We start from the raw sequence: 17,215 nt of genomic DNA, 5'->3' as shown, positions 1-17,215 counted from the left end.
CGCCGTTTGTAAAACGGCGTAACCTAAAGGTTCATGTTGCCGTGGATGTAGGGGGTGACCTCGGGGGAGATATGGCCGCAGCCCAGCTCGCGCAGCGTGGATTCGATGGCGACGGGAAGCGGGGCCTTGCCCTCGTCGTTGACCGCGGTGCTGCCGAGGGCGGCGATCTTGGCGACGTCTGCCGGCGCGGCCTCGATATGCATGCAGCCGCCGACGAGGCGTGCGCGGACCTGGTCCAGGCCAAGGTCGTGCAGGTAGTCCTCACAGGTGCGGATTACATCGACCTTCTCGCGCGTGAGCTCCTCGCCCGTGGGGACACGCGTGGCCAGGCAGGCTCCTGCCGGCAGGTTCCAAACGGGATAGCCCCAGGCGCGCAGCAGCTCGCGCTCTTCGTCCTTGGTAAAGCCGACCTCCATAAGCGGCGAGCGCACGCCGAGCTCCTGGGCGGCGCGCATGCCGGGGCGGTAGTCGCCGCGGTCGCTTGCGTTGCTGCCGTCGATGACGGTGGGAAAGCCCAGCGACCTGGCGTGGTTGACGATGGCGGTAAAGCCGGCGTGCTTGCAGTGGTAGCAGCGGTCGGCGTCGTTGCAGGCTACCTGGGGGAGCTGCAGCTGATCGACCGAGAGGTTGAGCACGGGGAGCTTGAAATGCGGCCCCTCATCGGTCTGCCCGTCAACCGCCCGCTCAAACGAAGCCTGCTCGGGCGTGCCGATGAGCGGCGTGGTGAGGTGAACGAGAAGCGTGCTGGCGGGCATGATGCGGGCGCAGACCGCGGCCAAAAAGCTGCTGTCGACGCCACCGGAAAAGCCGATGGCGACGCGTCCGTATGCCAAAAGCAGCTGCTCGAGCGCTGTGAGTTTGTCCTGAAGCCCCTCTGCAGGTGCGGTGGTGTCTGAAAGCATGAATCGATCCTTGCCGTTGAGTACTCGGTCGAAAACTATAATCCTACCGAGCCGCTTGTCATAAGACTTCTATCTATATAACGAAAGTGCAATATGCTATATACGTTATATACAAGTTTACAGGTGCGGTAAAGTTGCGGGAGTACAGCAGCGCGAAGAGATGGGGGACCGATATGATCAAGGCCGTTATTTTTGACATGGACGGAACGCTGGTCGACACCGAGCGTTTGGGTATCAAGGCGTGGAAGGCGGGCGCGGCCGAGCTGGGATTCGCGATTGATGATGCGCTGATCCATCAGTTTATCGGTCGTACGCTGCCCGATGTCATGGGCATCCTTGAGGAGCATTACGACAGCAGCGAAACCGCTGAGGCAATCTATCGTCGCCATAAGGAGATTCGCGACGAGATGGTCAAGACCGATCTGGAGCTTAAGGCTGGCGCTGCCGAGTGCCTGGACGAGCTGCTGGCTGCGGGCTATCACGTGGGCCTCGCGACGTCGTCGCGCCACGTTACCGCCGAGCGCAACCTTAAGACGGTTGGCCTCTTTGACAAGTTTGAGACGGTGACCTGCGGCGAGGACGTCGTGCACGGCAAGCCCGACCCCGAGATGTACCTGCTCGCCTGCGAGCGCGCGGGCTTTGCCCCCGAGGAGTGCGCCGTGGTCGAGGATTCCCGCAACGGCTGCGTCTCGGGCATCACGGCCGGCTGCCACGTCTTTGCCGTCCCCGATATCGTGCCGCTGCCGCAGGACGTGGTGGATGGCTGCGAGGCCGTGCTCGATACGCTGTTCGATCTGCCGGCGGCGGTCAAGGCTGTGCGCTAGCGTTTGCCGCGAGTCGCCATGCCCCGCGCCCGATCCCGCAGGACGGTGACGGTAACGGCGCCTGCGCGGAGGCACTGACGCAGTCAGCCCCTCTTATCACGCCAAGATTGCTGTTTTGGCCGATAAGAGGGGCATTGTGCTTTAAGCGACTGGGGCTGCGGCCTTGATAAGGAGCTGGCGGAGGGTTATGACGTTACAAGTTACTCCAGGAGCCAGTCGATCACGTTGCGCTTGCGGACTCCTTCGTAGTTCGCAAGCGCAAACAGCGTGTCGAGCGTAAGAAGCGTCTTGGGGTAGTTGTCTCGGACTTTCTTAAAGGGGGCCAACTCTCGATCGAGGGTAGTTTCGTCGAGCGTTGTGGCTGAAACCTGAAAATAGGCTGTCTCGTCTGACTTTAGGGCAACAAAATCAATTTCCCCGCCGTCGATATCGCCCACGTAGACGTCGTATCCACGGCGTAGGAGCTCGAGATAAACAACATTTTCGAGGATATGACCGATATCGCTGCTTTGGGTTTTGACGAGAGCGCCTCTAAGTCCAAGGTCAACGGCGTAGTATTTGCCGTTTGTTGAAAGAAGCTGCCGACCGCGCACGTTATAGCGCGGAGCAAAGTACAGCACAAGGCTGTCTGTTAAGCCTTTGAGGTACTTGGCTACGGTTTTCTGGTCGGTTTTGTTGCCGTTGGACGAGAGCGTGTCGGAGATTTTTTTAATCGAGATCCGGTTTCCAATGCTATGGAGTAGGAACTTGGTGATATCGCGCAGGGTCGGGACGTCCGAGACCTTCAGGCGTTCGATAACGTCGCGTATGACGATGGTATCGTAGAGGCTCATAAGATAATCGCGCGCCTGGGGTCCCTGAATACCCGTCTCGGCGATAAAGGGAAAAGAGCCCCTGGTTATGTACTCGTCAAACAACTGCGCGGGAGCCTTTCCGTCATTGGTTTTTGCCGAGCAAAACTCTTTAAAGGATAGGGGCAGCATCTTGAGCTCTACGTAGCGGCCGGAGAGCAAAGTTGCCAGCTCGCTCGAGAGCAGATAAGCGTTGGAACCGGTTATGTGGAGGTCGACATTGTCCTTGATAAAAAGACTGTCGACGGCTTTTTCGAAATGCTCGACGTGCTGTATCTCGTCCAGAAAAACGTAGTTCATCTTATCGGGGACGAGTCTGGCGGAAATGTAGTCGTAGAGCGCTCTATACGACGTAAGCGACTCGAACTCCAGGTCTTCAAAGTTGAGGGATATAACCTGGTCGCCTGTGATTCCATGATCGCGCAGGTAGCTACGGTAGATTTCGAATAGCTTTGATTTGCCGGACCTTCGCACGCCCGAAACGACCTTGATGACGTGTGAGTCTTTCCACGAAATGAGCCAGTCGAGGTACTGTTTGCGATCAATCAGATTCATGAAACCCCTTTCTTGGCGAGAAAAAACTGGAGCAAAATCAATACTTATAGGAAATATCTAAAAATATGGAATTGAGTCTATTTTAACAAAAAAGCTAATGAAAAATGGATTACATTCCATAAATATCCGTAGCCGCAGGTCCGGCTAAATGGGGAAGGCCCGTGGGGCCAGCAAAAACGCCGCAGCGGGGCTGTTCCCGTTGCGGCGTTTTTTGTTACAGGTAGGCGCCCAGGTTGATGTCGGTTATTGGGGCCGCGGATGGGCCCGTCGGGTGCTGCTCGGCCTTTTGGGTGCTCATACGTTCGAGCAAGAAGGGGCGCACGAGCTCCTGACGGTTAATGTCCTCGGTGGCCGTGACCGTGGTGACGGTACGCGCGGCGGAGCCGATGCGGACTCGTTTGGTCTTGGCGGTAGGTTTATCCTCGATTTGTTCCATGAGCAGCTGCACGCCCTTGCGGCCGATCTCGTAGCCCGGTGGTGCTACCGTGGTGAGGGGGACCGATCCGCTCCAGGCAAGCGGGTTGCCATCGCAGCCGGCAACAAGAATCTGGCCGGGGACGGAAATGCCCTTGTCGACCAGCGCCGAGATAACGCCCGAGGCCAATACGTCGGTCAGGCCGATGACAAAATCGGGGCGCTCGTCAGCAGGGCGCTCGGCAATCTGGGCACCGATACTGTAGCCGTCGGCTGCGGTATTCCATTCGCCGGCGTCGATGACCTCAATTTTGATATCGGGATGCAGGGCAAGTGCCTTGTGGATGCCAAGGACGCGCAGAGTGAGCTGCATGAATGCTGCTCGACCCACAACGACAATATGGCGTGCGCCGCGGGCGATGGCGAGCTCGGCGATAATGCGCCCCTGTGCCTCGTTGTCGGCGGCCACGTAGTAACCGGGCTCGGAACAGTGGATATCCAGGTGGACGATCGGCACGGGCATCTTGGCCATGGCGGGGTGCCAATCGGGGGATGCCATGGGCTGAACCATGACGCCGGACATCTGCGTGCCCATAAAGTAACGCAGGTAATGGTCCTCGAGAATGTCGTCGTTATCGGCGTTGGCGATGAGCAGGTCGTAGCCGTGCTTGCGGGCCTCGTTGTGGGCGCCGCTGGCGATTTGGAGCGAAAAGCCGTGATCGAGACGGGGGAGCACCAGGCCAAAAGACTTGGTGGCGCCGCCCGCGAGCTGACGAGCGCTTTGGTTGGGCAGGTAGCCCAAGCGATTGATGGTCTCGTTGATGAGCTTGAGGGTCTCGGAGCGCAGCTTTTCGGGGTGGTTGAGCGCGTTGGAAACCGTGCCCAGCGAAACCCCGGCCTCGCGCGCGACGTCGCTGATTTTCACCTTTGCCATAGCGGCCCCTTTGATGCGTTTCAAGTACAAACCAGATTGTAGCATCCCAAACCTACCAAAAAGAGACAGGTTTATTTTGGCAGGTTTTATCTGGGGAAACGCCGTTGCCAGCGCGACCACCACAAAGGTGCCTGTCCCCATTGTGGCGGTTTGGACCGGCTGGGCATGTGTGCATCGGGTGGTATCTAAGTTGAGATACCACTTCTGGTATATCAGCTTGCGTTTGCGTGAGTACAATACTCGAACGTTATACGTCTCAGCGCCCCCTGTGCGTGGACGTCTTGCAGTCACGCGAACGAAGGGATTTATCCTATGTGCGGAATTGTCGGCTACACCGGCTCTGATATTGCAAAGAACATCCTGGTCACGGGCCTCAAGCGTATGGAGTATCGCGGCTATGACTCCTCGGGCGTCGCGCTCGAGGTGGGTGAGGGCGCCGCGGCGCACCTCGACGTCATCCGCCGCGTGGGCAAGGTCGCGGGCCTGGAGAGCGAGCTTTCCAACATCGACAGTGACGCTACCTGCGGTATCGGCCACACCCGTTGGGCCACCCACGGCAAGCCCTCCGTCGTTAACGCCCATCCCCACACCAGCTGCGACGGTCGTATCGCCATCGTCCACAACGGCATCATCGAGAACTTCGCCGAGCTGCGCGAAGAGCTGGAGGGCCGCGGCCACCACTTTAAGAGCGAGACCGATACCGAGGTCTTCGCGCATCTGATCGAAGAGGCCTATGCCGAGACGCACGACCTGATGGCCTCCGTGCGCGAGGCTTGCACCCACGTGGTCGGTGCCTATGGTCTGGCCGCCGTGTGCGCTGACGAGCCCGGCGTGATCGCCGTGGCCCGCAAGGATTCCCCGATCGTAGTCGGCGTGGGCGAAACCGGCTCCTATGTCGCCTCCGATGCCATCGCGCTCATCGACGCCACCCGCGATGTCGTGGTGCTCGAGGACGGTCAGTTTGCCAAGCTCACGCCCGCAGGCGTCGAGTACACCGACGAGGTCGGCAACGTTATCGAGCCCAAGGTCACCCACATCGACTGGGACCTGGACATGGCAGAAAAGGGCGGTTATCCCGACTTTATGCTCAAGGAAATCCACGAGCAGCCGCGCGTCGTGCGCGACACGCTGGTCGGTCGTATGACGCCGGCCGGCGAGCTCGACATCGACGAGCTGGGCCTTTCGCTCGAGGAACTCAACGACATCGACCGCGTCTACGTGATCGCTTGCGGAACCAGCTATCACGCTGGCCTCATTGCCAAGAATCTCATTGAGGGCTGGGCTCGCATCCCCACCGAGGTGGAGGCGGCCAGCGAGTTCCGTTATCGCAACCCCATCATTACGCCGACGACGCTTGTCGTTGCCGTGTCCCAGTCGGGCGAGACGGCCGATACCCTTGCCGCCATTCGCGACGCGCGCATCAAGGGTGCCAAGGTCTTCGGCATCACCAACGTGGTGGGCAGCCCCGTGGCGCGTGAGAGCGACGGCGTCATCTACACCAAGGCCAACAAGGAGATCGCGGTCGCCTCGACCAAGAGCTTCATCGGCCAGGTCGTGAGCCTGACGCTGCTGGCTCTGCTGCTAGCGCAGGTCAAGTACCGCCTGACCACCAAGCAGGCGCGCATGCTGTTCCGCGAGCTTTCCGATACGGCCGAGCAGATCCAGTGGATTTTGGATACCCAGACCGAGGCCGTGCATGAGGCCGCCCTGCTGTGCAAGGACGCGCAGTCCGCACTGTTCGTGGGTCGCGGCATGGGTGCCGCTATTTCCTACGAGGGCGCGCTCAAGCTCAAAGAGGTCAGCTACCTGCACGCCGAGGCCTACGCCGCCGGCGAGATGAAGCACGGTCCCATCGCACTGATCGATCCGGGCTTCCCTGTCATCGCCGTGGCCACCAAGAGCGCCACCTACGACAAGACCGTGTCGAACCTTATGGAGTGCAAGGCGCGCGGCGCCAAGGTCATCGTCGTTGCCACTGAGGGCGACGAGGAGATCAACAAGATCGCCGACTGCATCATCCGCGTGCCGGCAGTCCGCGACGTGTTCAGCCCCATCACGGCGAGCGTCCCGCTGCAGTTGCTCGCCCGCGAGGTGGCCATCCTGCGCGGTTGCGACGTTGACCAACCTCGCAACCTGGCGAAAAGCGTCACGGTCGAATAATTGTTGTTCCGCCGTTCTAGTGACCGAGGCCCGGCTCCGTTGCAGCGGAGCCGGGCCTTGTTGCATTTGCCCAGATAAAACCTGCCAAAATAAACCTGTCCCTTTTTGGCAGGTTAGCGGAGCTTACTGGTCTCGAAGTACTCGGGGAACTGGTCCAGAACCTCGGTTTGGTTGCGGAACATCATGTGCAGGTGCTTGCTGACCAAAAAGCTCGCTTCGATGGGGTCGCGACCGGCGATAGCGCGGCGAATCTGCTTGTGCTCGTTCACGATGTCCTGATTGTCGAGAACCTGCGTGGCGGCGCGCAGCCAGCGGAAGCGCTCCAGGTCGGCATTGGTCTCTTCGAGCCACGACCAAACGGTGCTGCGACATGCGATGCTAAAAATCATGTGATGCATGAGGTTGTCGCTCAAAAAGAAGCCGATGCGATCCTCTTCGGCCATGGCCTTTTCCTGCAGCACAATGGCGCGGTCGAGCTGCTCGATGCCGGCCGACGTGGCTCGCGCACAGCACTCCACAATCACCTGCTTTTCCAGATGTTCGCGGATGTAGCAGGCACTCTCGGCAAGGGTGAGGTTGATGGGTGAGACGTAGGTGCCGCTCTGGGGCACGGTGCGCACCAGGCCTTCCTGCGCCAAGCGAACCAAAGCCTCGCGCACGGGCGTGCGTCCCATATCCAGGTCGTCGCAAAGTTGCTTGACGCCCAGCTTTTCGCCCGGCTTGTAGTCCAGGTAGACGATTTTGCGTCGAATGGTGTGGTAGGACTGGTCCTGTAGGCTCGTTTCCTGCTCGCCGACGTGCATCGATTCTTCCATAGCGCCTCGCAACTGTTCTATCAAACTCATATGTCAGTTGTTAATTATGCCGCGAATCAGCTCTCCGCGGTGGGTAATTCGGCTGTTGCCTGAGAACTATTGCGGCATCTTAGTCTGTGTTTGCGCAAGGCTGCGCTCAATGTTGCCGTATCATAAGCCGTCGCAAACGTGAAATAGAAAGAAGGAATCCCATATGCAACTGGCAAATATCGTACGCGAGCGCTGGAAAGGCGTTTTGTTCTGCCTGATCATCGCCATTCCCGCGACGTTGCTCGGCAAACAAATTGAGGTGGTCGGCGGTCCGGTATTCGCCATCCTCTTTGGCATGGTCCTGGCGCTCGTCTTTCCCAAGAATCGTCGCGAACAGCTCGCCGCCGGCGTCACCTATACGTCTAAAAAAGTCTTGCAGTACGCGGTAATCCTGCTTGGCTTTGGCATGAACCTCTCGCAGATTCTGTCCAAGGGCGCCCAGTCGCTGCCGATTATCGTGGCGACAATCTCGACTTCGCTTGTCATTGCCTTTGTGCTCTGCCGCGTTATGAACGTGCCGAGTAAGATCGCGACGCTTGTGGGTGTGGGCTCGTCGATTTGCGGCGGTTCTGCCATCGCCGCGACCGCGCCCGTCATCGATGCCGACGATCGCGAGATTGCCCAGGCCATTTCGGTCATCTTCCTGTTTAACGTTATCGCGGCGCTCGTGTTTCCGACGCTCGGCGGTATGCTCGGGCTGACAGACGAGGGCTTTGGCCTGTTTGCCGGCACCGCCATCAACGACACCTCGTCCGTAACGGCTGCGGCGAGCGCCTGGGACAGCATGCATCCCGGCGCCAATGTGCTCGAGAGCGCCACGGTGGTCAAGCTCACCAGAACGCTGGCCATTATCCCCATCACGCTGGTTCTCGCATGCTGGCAGATGCATCTGGCGCGCAAGGCCGGCGGCGACGCCAAAAGCACGTTCTCCCTTAAACGCGCGTTTCCCATGTTTGTGCTGTTCTTTGTGCTGGCGAGCGTAATCACCACGGTGCTTCAGCTTCCCGCGCCCTTTACGGCGCCCATCAAGGAGCTTTCGAAGTTCTTTATTGTGATGGCCATGGCGGCTATTGGTTTTAATACCGATATCGTCGAGCTGGTCAAAAAGGGCGGCAAGCCCATCGCGCTGGGCTTTTGCTGCTGGATTGGCATTGCGTGCATGAGTTTGGGGATGCAGCACGTGCTGGGAATCTGGTAGAGAAGTAGCTTATTTGCGCGCTGCGTGCCGGTGAGCGCATTCTCACGGTGGAGCGATAGGAGCTCTTGCGGGTATGGCTTGTCCGCAGGTTTATAAGTCCCGAAGAGCTCTTATCGCCCCGCCAGGATGGCGATGCGGGGCAACACCTATACTCGCAGGACGGCGCTTTCTGCCCTATAGTGTTTGGTGAGCAATATCGTTCAATTTTGAAACACTCGGTCGTGCGACCGTCGGCGGCTGCACGTCGCCGCGGACAGGGGCAAATTATGGATAGCGATGCCAAGCTGAACATCTTGACCGAGGCCCTGGCTGCTGCCGGGGCCTCGGCATTGGCAATCGATGTGCGTGGGGACGTCGCGATTTCGACCATGAATGATGCGGCGCTTGAGCGGGATGTGGCGGCTTTTGTCGCTGAGCGCCTCGACCGTATAGGAGACGGCGCGCGTCTGGTTATGGGACGTGCGGGTGCGCGCCTGAGCCTGACTGTTCGCCCCACCGACAAAGAGGGCGGGAGGCTTTGGGTCGTTGTGGTCCGCGAGGTGCGCGGTGCCGCGGCGCATGCGGGCATCGAGTGGCTCAACGCCGACGAAGTTGAGGCCCGCTACGAATCGAGCGCGTACGGCGTCGTTGAGGGTGCCGCTGCGGTAGCTGCACCGGTGGCCGAGAGCTATGCGCGCGGCGTGCCCCTTATGCTCGAGGGCGAGCTGGGCGCGGGTCAGGTCGAGATCGCCAAGCGCCTCTATCTGGACGGTCCTTTTGCCGATCAACCCTTTGTTTCCGTCGCGCTCGATGAGCTCACCGATCGGGGCTGGCGCCATGTGCTCAAAAGCTCCGAATCGCCGCTGTTCCAAACGGGGCTGACCCTTTGCATTGAGGGCTGGAACGCGGTTGGCCCCCAGCGCCTCCGCGAGCTCGTTTCCACGATGGCTGACACCGCGTTGGCGACGCGCTGCCATGTGGTGCTGACAGCGAATGACATGCCGGGCGGCGGCGAAAGTGATCAAGCCGCCTTTGTGACCGAGCGCTTCGCCTGTGCGGTGAGCGTGGCGCCGGCGATTGCCGAGCAAGGAGCCGCGTCGACAAAGGTTGCGCGCTATTTGGAATATCTCGCTGATGCATTTGGGACGGCAGCGCCCACGCTGTCCGCCGCGGCGACGAAGACGCTCGATGCTTACCGCTGGCCGCGCAATTATCTGCAGCTCCGCGAGGTCTCGGAACGACTGTATATATTGGTGGGGGCGGGCGCGGTGGACCGCGCTGTGGCGGAGGAAGTGCTCGCCCAAGAGGACGTGATTAAGACCGCAACCTTTGGCGCCCCGACACTCGAAAGTGACCTGTATATCCTGCGACCGCTGGCCGATACCGAGCGAGATATCGCGCATCTGGTTGTAGATCATCTACACGGCAACCGAACCCGTGCGGCGGAGGTGCTGGGCATAAGCCGTACAACGCTGTGGCGCTTGCTGAAGGACGATGACCGTTGAGCGAGGCGCCCGTGACCGCGCGCGACGCGTGTGCTACAGTCCAAAGCGTTATTGTTTCGATTTGGTTACGGCGTGCGAGGGCATATGGCTGAGACTTCAAAACCGAGCCGCAGAAGGCGGAGTGCCGCGCCGGTTAACCGACGCACGACATCGGTGACGTGGGGCAAACACGCCTCGGGGTTTGATGGCTCGTTCAAGCGCACTAAATATGGCTATCCTTCGGCAAGCGCTCGCTTGGCCATGCAGGCCGAGTCGTCGCTGTGGGGCCGCAAGCGCGTGGTGGGCTCAAAGCTCAAGCACGACGGAACGCTCGGTTACATCAGCCGCGGGGCGGCTCGTCGCAGCGGGCTCAATCCCGCCGGCTGGCATCGCTACGTGCCGATCGTGGCTGTCGTTGCAGCAATCATCATCGCACTCGCTGCGCTTGGCTACGCCGGCGGCGGCGCCAACTTGGACGCAATGTTTAAATCGCCCGAGCTCGCACATGCAGGCATAGAAGTTGTCGAGGGCGCACAGGTCCAGACGGGCGTCGCGCCCCAGCGCGGAATCGTTGCGGCAGCTTCCACTATCGCCGATGCGCAAAAGGACGAGGACGAACAGGGCGACGGCGCCGAAACGACTCAAACGAACGAAACGACGACAACTCCACCGGCAAGATAAGTTGCGAGCGGGTCCGCCGTTCGTTAGAACGGCGGAACTAATTACTTTACATACACCACGTTGTCGCGGCGGGGTTTGGCCCCGGGGAGTGCGTCCTCGGCGTAGCCCAGAATGCAGTTGCCCACACCGCGTAGGCTTCCGTCGGCGGGCAGACCCCACTTGGCCAGCAGCTCCAGTCCCTCGGGTGAGTCAAAGACCTCGTGCGCGCGGTGGATCCAACACGAATCGACGCCCAGCGCATAGGCTGCGTTGAGCAGGTTGCCCATGGCGAGCGAGCCGTCTTCCAGGTGCGTGGGCACGCTACGGTCGACGAGCACCACCACAACGGTCTTGGCGCCGTAGAAGGGATCTCCCTCGCTGCCCATGACCTGGGCGTTGAGCTGCGAGAGGCGCTCAACGGTCGCGGGGTCGGTAACGGCGACAAACGTCACCGGCTGGCGTCCCATGCCGCTCGGCGCGTACTGGCCGGCTTCGATAATGCGTGCGAGCTTCTCGGCCTCGACAGGGCGATCCCTGTAGTTGCGGCAGCTGCGGCGATGGATGAGCGCTTCGATGGTCTCCATGTGTCCTCCTGACGTTGGTTTCGATGCCTCGTTCTTACCCGCCGAACCAAAACCGTAATCGCGCCGTCGGCCCCAAACAATGCAAGCTACCAAGTGGAAAAGTTGGTTTGCATAAAACTTCAGCCAGAATGTGACAAACCGGTGGGATGATTAAACGTTTTATCCCGTCTACCCTGCGGTTTTTTACCACTTGCCTAAATGATGCGCGCATAAGCTCTGATAAAGGTTTTACTAAAGGAGTACCAACGTTTATCAGCGCGCCATGGTGGCGCCGGGCCAGGAGGTAACATCATGTTCCAGGCTGGAGATGTCGTCGAGACCGACTTCGAAGGATTTCTGAAGCTGCTGCGTTCCAAGACGCGCGCTTTCGTGTCGATCAACGATCACGAGTACTACATCACGCACACCGATGGCTATTGGCGTGTTCAGGATTGCGAGGCCCTCAACGATAAGGGCCACTTTACCGACTGCTCCGAGCTGGTCAACACGGTCTGCGAGGTCGTCGAACTGCCGTGGATCTGCGGCAAGAGCCTGCACGACAGCTTTGCGGGCGCCACGGTCTACGAGGCCGTCGCTGCGTAACAGCCAACAATCGATATTTTCTTGCAACCGCCGGCGCCGCCCCCGCGCCGGCGGTCTTTTTGTCGATATGTTGTTATGGGTCGCACGTCTTGCACGGCCGCCCTTGACGATAGTCAAAACTCGGACTAACCTGAAACCCTAATTAGTCAAAACTCGGACTATCGAATGGCGGGAGAGATGAATAGTACAGTTAGCCCGGTCGATTTCGACCGGATGCTCAACAGGCTTGACCGTATCTATTCGGAGTTCGCGCGCACCTGTGGTCTTTCGGATTGCGCCTATTGGATGCTCGTCGACACGAGTGCAGCGGGTGGAAGCGTTGCCGTGAGTCGGCTGACGAGTGAATGGTTCTACAGCAAACAGACCATCAATTCGGCAATCAAGACGCTTAGGGCGCGAGGGCTTGCGACGTTGGAGTTTGCCGAGGGCAGTCGTAAGAACAAGGTTGTGCGACTGACCGCAGAAGGTATGCAGTTTGCCAAGCGCTATGCGTTGCCGGCTCAAAAAGCCGAGCAACAGGCATTCGAGGCGCTCGAGCCGTGGGAACAGCGCGAGATCATGCGCTTGGTCGGTAAGTTCTCCCATGTTCTTAACGAAGAGTGCGAGGCATTTAAACGGCAAGTTGCCGCCGAGAACGAGGCTGACGATAAGGGCAAGGGGGAGACATGCGACTCTTAATGAGGTTTATGAGGCCGTACCGCGGTCTGATCGCGGTGACGCTGCTGGTGCTGCTAATCGACAACGTCGGTACGCTGCTCGTGCCCACGATGTTGGCGAACATGGTCAACACGGGCATCACGACGGGCGACGTCGATTACATCTTGCGCAACGGCCTGTACATGTTTATCGCGACCGGCATGGCCAGCGGTGGTGCGGTGCTGGGCTGTTATCTTTCGGCCCGCCTGGCGGCCAACGTGGCCTGCGATATCCGCAACGCCGTGTACGACAAATCGCTCGAGCTGTCCGCCAGCGACTTTGAGCGCTTTGGCACGGGTTCGATGATCACGCGCTCGCTCAACGACATCAACGTGATCCAGCAAGCGATCCTGCAGACGATTCAGCTGGTGCTGCCGGTACCGTTCTTGGCCGTGGCGGGCATCATCTTTGCCTGGTTTATCGATCCTGCCATGGGCACGCTGCTGGGCGTGGTCGTTGCGATCGTGCTGGTGGCGGCGGTCTTTACCGTTGCCAACGCCGCGCCGATCTTTATGCGCCTGCAGAGCTTTATCGACCGCATGAACGTGGTGCTGCGCGAGAACATCGTAGGCGTGCGCGTCATCCGCGCCTTTAATAAAGAGCGCCACGAGGAGCAGCGCCTGGACGAGGTGTTTAGCGAGTACGCGGACAACGCCATTAAGGTCAACCACCTGTTTGTGGGTCTCGACAGCTCCAGCTTCTTTTTGATGAACATCGCCGAGGTGGCGGTGCTGTGGGTGGGCGGCAACCGCGTGGGCGTCCATGCCATGCAAATCGGCAGCATCTCGGCCGTGCTGGAGTACGCGATTCTGATCCTGTTCTTTGTGATGATGGCGCAGATGGTGGTGCTGACGCTTCCGCGCGCCGCGGCGTGCCTCAACCGTGCGCAGCAGGTGCTCGAAATCGAGCCGAGCATTGTGGACGGCAAGGCTACGCCGGGCGACGGGGCGCCTGAGTCCGCAGATGGGGCCGACGCGGTGGCCGTGTTCGACCACATGTCGTTCCGTTTTGACGATGCTGACGAGGACACCCTGTGCAACCTGAGTTTTGCCTGCCGCCGCGGACAGACGACCGCGATCGTGGGCTCAACGGGCTCGGGCAAGTCAACGGTGGCCAAGCTCTTGCTTCGCTTCCACGATGCCACGAAGGGCACCATTCGCCTGAACGGCATCGATCTGCGCGACCTTTCGCAAGACGACATCCGCGGGCGTATCGCCTATGTGCCGCAGAAGGCATGGCTGTTCTCGGGTACGGTGGCAAGCAATCTGCGCTTTGGCAACGAAGACGCGACCGAGGCTGACATGCTCCATGCGCTGGAGGTTGCCCAGAGCACCTTTGTGCTCGACCAGCCCCAGGGGCTCGATACGCCGGTGGCCCAGGGCGGCACGAACTTCTCGGGCGGCCAGCGCCAGCGTTTGGCGATTGCCCGCGCACTCATGAAGCGCGCCGACCTGTATATCTTCGACGACAGCTTTTCGGCTCTGGACTTTAAGACCGATGCGGCACTGCGCCATGCGCTGCGGGACGAGACGTGCGATGCCGCGGTGCTCATCATCGCCCAGCGCATCTCGACTATTTTGCATGCCGATCAGATCGTGGTGCTCAAAGACGGCGAGGTCGTGGGCCTAGGCACGCACGACGAGCTCATGGAAACCTGCGAGGTGTACCGCGCTATCGCGGAATCGCAGATGAAGGGAGGTGAGTAGCATGACCGAGGAGCTCAAGAAGCAGGGCATCGCCGATGACGCCGCGGTTGCAGAGACAGTCGAGGAGACGGGCGCCACGCCCGACCTGGACGAAGCCGCCAAGGCAGCGGCGGAGCGCGAGGCTCGCCGCCAGGCACTCTACGAGGAAAACGAGCGCGCCGAGGACGAGCGCGCCCGCGCCGAGGCGGAGCGCATGCGCGACGTTGACGACGAGGACGAGGACGAGACGCCCCGCGACACCTGGGCGACGGTGCGCCGCCTGTGGAACGAGGCCGCCGGCGACCATTGGCGCTTCTATATCGTGTTCGCGAGCATCGTGTTCTATGCCATCTTTAACACCGCGGCGCCGGCTTACAGCGCCCGCGTGATCGATGAGCTGTGGGGACACATGAAGCTGGCGTTTGCCAACAACGCTACCTTCAGCATTACCTGGGAGAACTGCGGCAGGACCATCTTTATCTACTTTATGATCTGGACCGCCGCCGCCTCGTTCTACGCACTCCAGAGCTTTTTGATGTCGAGCGTTGCCGAGCGCCTCAACCTGCGCCTACGCAACCGCATCGCACAAAAGCTCAACCGTCTGCCGCTTGCCTACTTTGACGCGCATCGCCCCGGCGAGGTCGTCAGCCGTGCGACCAACGACTTGGACAAGATGTCCGAGAGCATGCAGCGCGGCTTGCTGCAGCTTCTGGTGTCGATCGGTACCGTGGTGGGCGCCGTGAGCGTGATGTTCGTGTTTAGCGTGCCGCTCACGCTCGTCTTTTTGTTCTTTACGGCGCTTTCGCTGCTGGTGACGAAGGTCGTGTCGCGCCGCACGCACGATGTGACGGGCGAGCGCCAGGAGTGGGTGTCCAAGATTACGAGCGCGGTCGAGGAGGGCTACTCGGGCCGTCTGGTGATCCGTGCGTTTAACCGCGAGCGTCAGAGCTCTGCCGAGGTACACGAGGCTTCGAAGGAGCTGGCGCGCGTGAGCACCAAGGCCGACTTTATGATTAACGCCGTCGGTCCCGCGGTGCGCTTTATCGGCCGCTTGGCGCAGATCGTGATTGCGCTTGTGGGCTGCAGCATGTTGGTTGCCGGGCATATGACCGTCGGCGTGTTCCAAGCGTTCTTCCAGTTTATCTACGAGGCGTCCGAACCCATGACGCAGTTGTCGTTTACCTTTAACTCGCTGCAGAGCGCGCTGGCGAGCGCAGAGCGCGTGTTCGACCTGCTCGATGAGCCCGAGATGGAGGCCGATCCGCAGCCGGGCGAGGCTGCCAAGCTGCCGGGCAAGGTGGAGGGCCGCGTCGCTTTTGAGCACGTGCGCTTTGGCTATGCGCCCGACAAGCCGCTCATGCGCGACGTGTCGTTTGCCGCCGAGCCGGGTCAGAAGATCGCCGTGGTGGGAACCACGGGTGCGGGTAAGACCACACTCATCAATCTGCTCATGCGCTTCTACGAGATCGACGACGGCCGCATTACCCTCGACGGTGTGGACACGAGCCGCATGGACCGCGGCGAGCTGCGCCAGCAGTTTGGCATGGTGTTGCAGGACGCCTGGCTGTTCGATGGCACCATTGCCGAGAACATCGCCTATGGCTGTCCCGAGGCGACGCGCGAGGAGATTGTCGCGGCCGCACGTGCCGCTCAGGTCGACTTCTTTGTGCGCACTATGCCGCAGGGCTACGACACACGGGTGGCCAACGATGCCGAGAGCATTAGTCAGGGCCAGCGCCAGCTGCTGACCATCGCGCGTGTGCTGCTCAACAACCCGGCGATCCTCATCCTAGACGAGGCGACGTCGAGCGTGGACACGCGCACCGAGCTTGCCATCGGCCGCGCCATGGACGCGCTCATGCGCGGGCGCACGAGCTTTGTGATCGCGCACCGTCTGTCGACGATCGTCGATGCCGACCTCATCCTGGTCATGGATCACGGCAATATCATCGAGCAGGGTACGCACAAGGAGCTGCTGGCTGCCGAGGGCGCTTACGCCGACCTCTACCTAAGCCAGTTCGCATAAGGTGACAAAGGGGCAGTCCCGCATGTCGCATCGAAAAGAAGGCGCGCCGGGGGCTGATTCCCTGGCGCGCCTTTTGTGCTGGCGTTCATGCTGTGGCGGCTGCCCACGGCCCTAGCGCTCGTCCACGAGCTTGGCGACGAGGGCTTTGAGCTCGGCCACCTCTCGCTCGAGTTCCTTGACGCGACGGGCGTTTTCGTTGATGCCCTGGCGGTTGAGGGCGCTCTGCTCGGCGGCATCGTCGGGCATGTACTCGCGATGCTGCTTGGCGTCGAAGCTCTCCTCGAACACGCGGCAGCCGTTGCGCTTGATGATGCGCCCGGGCACGCCCACGACGGTGCAGTTGTCGGGCACGTCCTTGACGACGACCGAGTTGCCGCCGATCTTGACGTTGTCGCCAATGTGGATGTTGCCAAGCACCTTGGCGCCCGTGCCCACCGTGACATTGTTGCCCAGGGTGGGATGGCGTTTGCCGGTCTCGTTGCCGGTACCGCCGAGCGTGACGCCTTGGTAGAGCACGCAGTTGTCGCCCACAATGGTGGTCTCGCCGATGACAACGCCCATGGCGTGGTCGATAAAGAAATGTTTGCCGATCTGTGCAGCGGGATGAATCTCGACGCCGGTGATGTGGCGGGTGATTTGCGAGAGCACCCGGGCGAGCGAGCGATGGCCGTGCTCCCACAGCCAGTGCTCGGGCACGTGGTTCCACTTGGCGTGCAGGCCGGGGTACGAAAGAAAAATGACCAGACCGTTTTGCGCGGCGGGGTCCTGCGCTTGGACGGTCTTGATGTCCTCGCGAATGGTATTGATAAAGCTCACTGACCGCCCTCCCTTAGCGC

At 60.5% G+C, this 17,215-nt stretch carries 15 protein-coding genes; 9 read left to right on the top strand and 6 right to left on the bottom strand.

Annotated elements, in window-relative coordinates:
- Positions 1-23: 23 nt before the first annotated feature.
- Positions 24-902 carry an ATP-dependent sacrificial sulfur transferase LarE gene (locus DW645_RS01795; RefSeq protein WP_118225981.1) on the bottom strand — a complete coding sequence of 293 codons (879 nt, stop codon included), beginning with the start codon at positions 900-902 and terminating at the stop codon, positions 24-26.
- A gap of 173 nt (positions 903-1,075) precedes the next feature.
- Between DW645_RS01795 and DW645_RS01790 the strand changes: the two genes are divergently transcribed.
- Positions 1,076-1,726: an HAD family phosphatase gene (locus tag DW645_RS01790; protein WP_118225979.1), complete on the top strand. Its 651-nt coding sequence runs from the start codon at positions 1,076-1,078 to the stop codon at positions 1,724-1,726.
- A gap of 200 nt (positions 1,727-1,926) precedes the next feature.
- Here the strand turns inward: DW645_RS01790 and DW645_RS01785 are convergent, their stop codons facing one another.
- A complete protein-coding gene (locus DW645_RS01785; protein ID WP_118225977.1) occupies positions 1,927-3,132 on the bottom strand; it encodes an ATP-binding protein in 1,206 nt (401 codons plus the stop codon).
- Between the two features lie 214 nt (positions 3,133-3,346).
- Positions 3,347-4,480 carry a LacI family DNA-binding transcriptional regulator gene (locus tag DW645_RS01780; RefSeq protein ID WP_233540686.1) on the bottom strand — a complete coding sequence of 378 codons (1,134 nt, stop codon included), beginning with the start codon at positions 4,478-4,480 and terminating at the stop codon, positions 3,347-3,349.
- Positions 4,481-4,792: 312 nt separating this feature from the next.
- Here DW645_RS01780 and glmS point away from each other — a divergent pair, with 312 nt between their 5' ends.
- Entirely contained in the window at positions 4,793-6,640 is a 1,848-nt protein-coding gene (gene glmS, locus DW645_RS01775) for a glutamine--fructose-6-phosphate transaminase (isomerizing) (protein ID WP_118225973.1), read from the top strand.
- A 113-nt stretch (positions 6,641-6,753) separates the two neighbouring features.
- On the opposite strand, the gene DW645_RS01770 is transcribed toward glmS, so the two are convergent.
- Positions 6,754-7,455 (bottom strand): GntR family transcriptional regulator, encoded by a 702-nt coding sequence (locus tag DW645_RS01770; protein ID WP_050766156.1) that lies wholly within the window; start codon positions 7,453-7,455, stop codon positions 6,754-6,756.
- A gap of 193 nt (positions 7,456-7,648) precedes the next feature.
- Between DW645_RS01770 and DW645_RS01765 the strand changes: the two genes are divergently transcribed.
- The 3 genes from DW645_RS01765 (at position 7,649) to DW645_RS01755 (ending at position 10,827) form a co-directional block, all read left to right on the top strand.
- A complete protein-coding gene (locus DW645_RS01765) occupies positions 7,649-8,683 on the top strand; it encodes a YeiH family protein (protein WP_117648387.1) in 1,035 nt (344 codons plus the stop codon).
- A 266-nt stretch (positions 8,684-8,949) separates the two neighbouring features.
- On the top strand, positions 8,950-10,167 hold the full coding sequence (locus tag DW645_RS01760) for a helix-turn-helix domain-containing protein (protein ID WP_117648386.1): 1,218 nt from the start codon (positions 8,950-8,952) through the stop codon (positions 10,165-10,167).
- A gap of 84 nt (positions 10,168-10,251) precedes the next feature.
- The gene (locus DW645_RS01755; protein WP_147325433.1) at positions 10,252-10,827 is read left to right on the top strand and encodes a hypothetical protein; all 576 of its coding nucleotides are present in this window, start codon (positions 10,252-10,254) and stop codon (positions 10,825-10,827) included.
- Positions 10,828-10,868: 41 nt separating this feature from the next.
- On the opposite strand, the gene DW645_RS01750 is transcribed toward DW645_RS01755, so the two are convergent.
- Positions 10,869-11,390, bottom strand: coding sequence for a nitroreductase family protein (locus DW645_RS01750; RefSeq protein WP_118225971.1), 522 nt, complete (start codon positions 11,388-11,390; stop codon positions 10,869-10,871).
- A 291-nt stretch (positions 11,391-11,681) separates the two neighbouring features.
- Between DW645_RS01750 and DW645_RS01745 the strand changes: the two genes are divergently transcribed.
- The 4 genes from DW645_RS01745 to DW645_RS01730 all read left to right on the top strand — a co-directional run bounded on the left by DW645_RS01745 (position 11,682) and on the right by DW645_RS01730 (position 16,379).
- Positions 11,682-11,972, top strand: coding sequence for a CDP-alcohol phosphatidyltransferase (locus DW645_RS01745; protein ID WP_199570269.1), 291 nt, complete (start codon positions 11,682-11,684; stop codon positions 11,970-11,972).
- A 177-nt stretch (positions 11,973-12,149) separates the two neighbouring features.
- Positions 12,150-12,650: a MarR family winged helix-turn-helix transcriptional regulator gene (locus tag DW645_RS01740; RefSeq protein WP_118225969.1), complete on the top strand. Its 501-nt coding sequence runs from the start codon at positions 12,150-12,152 to the stop codon at positions 12,648-12,650.
- Positions 12,650-14,374: an ABC transporter ATP-binding protein gene (locus tag DW645_RS01735; protein ID WP_118225967.1), complete on the top strand. Its 1,725-nt coding sequence runs from the start codon at positions 12,650-12,652 to the stop codon at positions 14,372-14,374. The genes DW645_RS01740 and DW645_RS01735 overlap by 1 nt, the downstream gene beginning before the upstream one ends.
- Position 14,375: 1 nt before the next feature.
- Positions 14,376-16,379: an ABC transporter ATP-binding protein gene (locus DW645_RS01730; RefSeq protein WP_118225965.1), complete on the top strand. Its 2,004-nt coding sequence runs from the start codon at positions 14,376-14,378 to the stop codon at positions 16,377-16,379.
- A 111-nt stretch (positions 16,380-16,490) separates the two neighbouring features.
- On the opposite strand, the gene cysE is transcribed toward DW645_RS01730, so the two are convergent.
- Positions 16,491-17,195, bottom strand: coding sequence for a serine O-acetyltransferase (gene cysE, locus DW645_RS01725; RefSeq protein ID WP_089573511.1), 705 nt, complete (start codon positions 17,193-17,195; stop codon positions 16,491-16,493).
- Positions 17,196-17,215 lie beyond the last annotated feature (20 nt).

This window comes from Collinsella sp. AM23-17 (assembly GCF_003470945.1).
GTDB lineage: Bacteria > Actinomycetota > Coriobacteriia > Coriobacteriales > Coriobacteriaceae > Collinsella > Collinsella aerofaciens_O.
The sequence above is the reverse complement of the archived record's forward strand: the minus strand, read 5'-3'. Positions and strand labels throughout refer to the sequence as shown.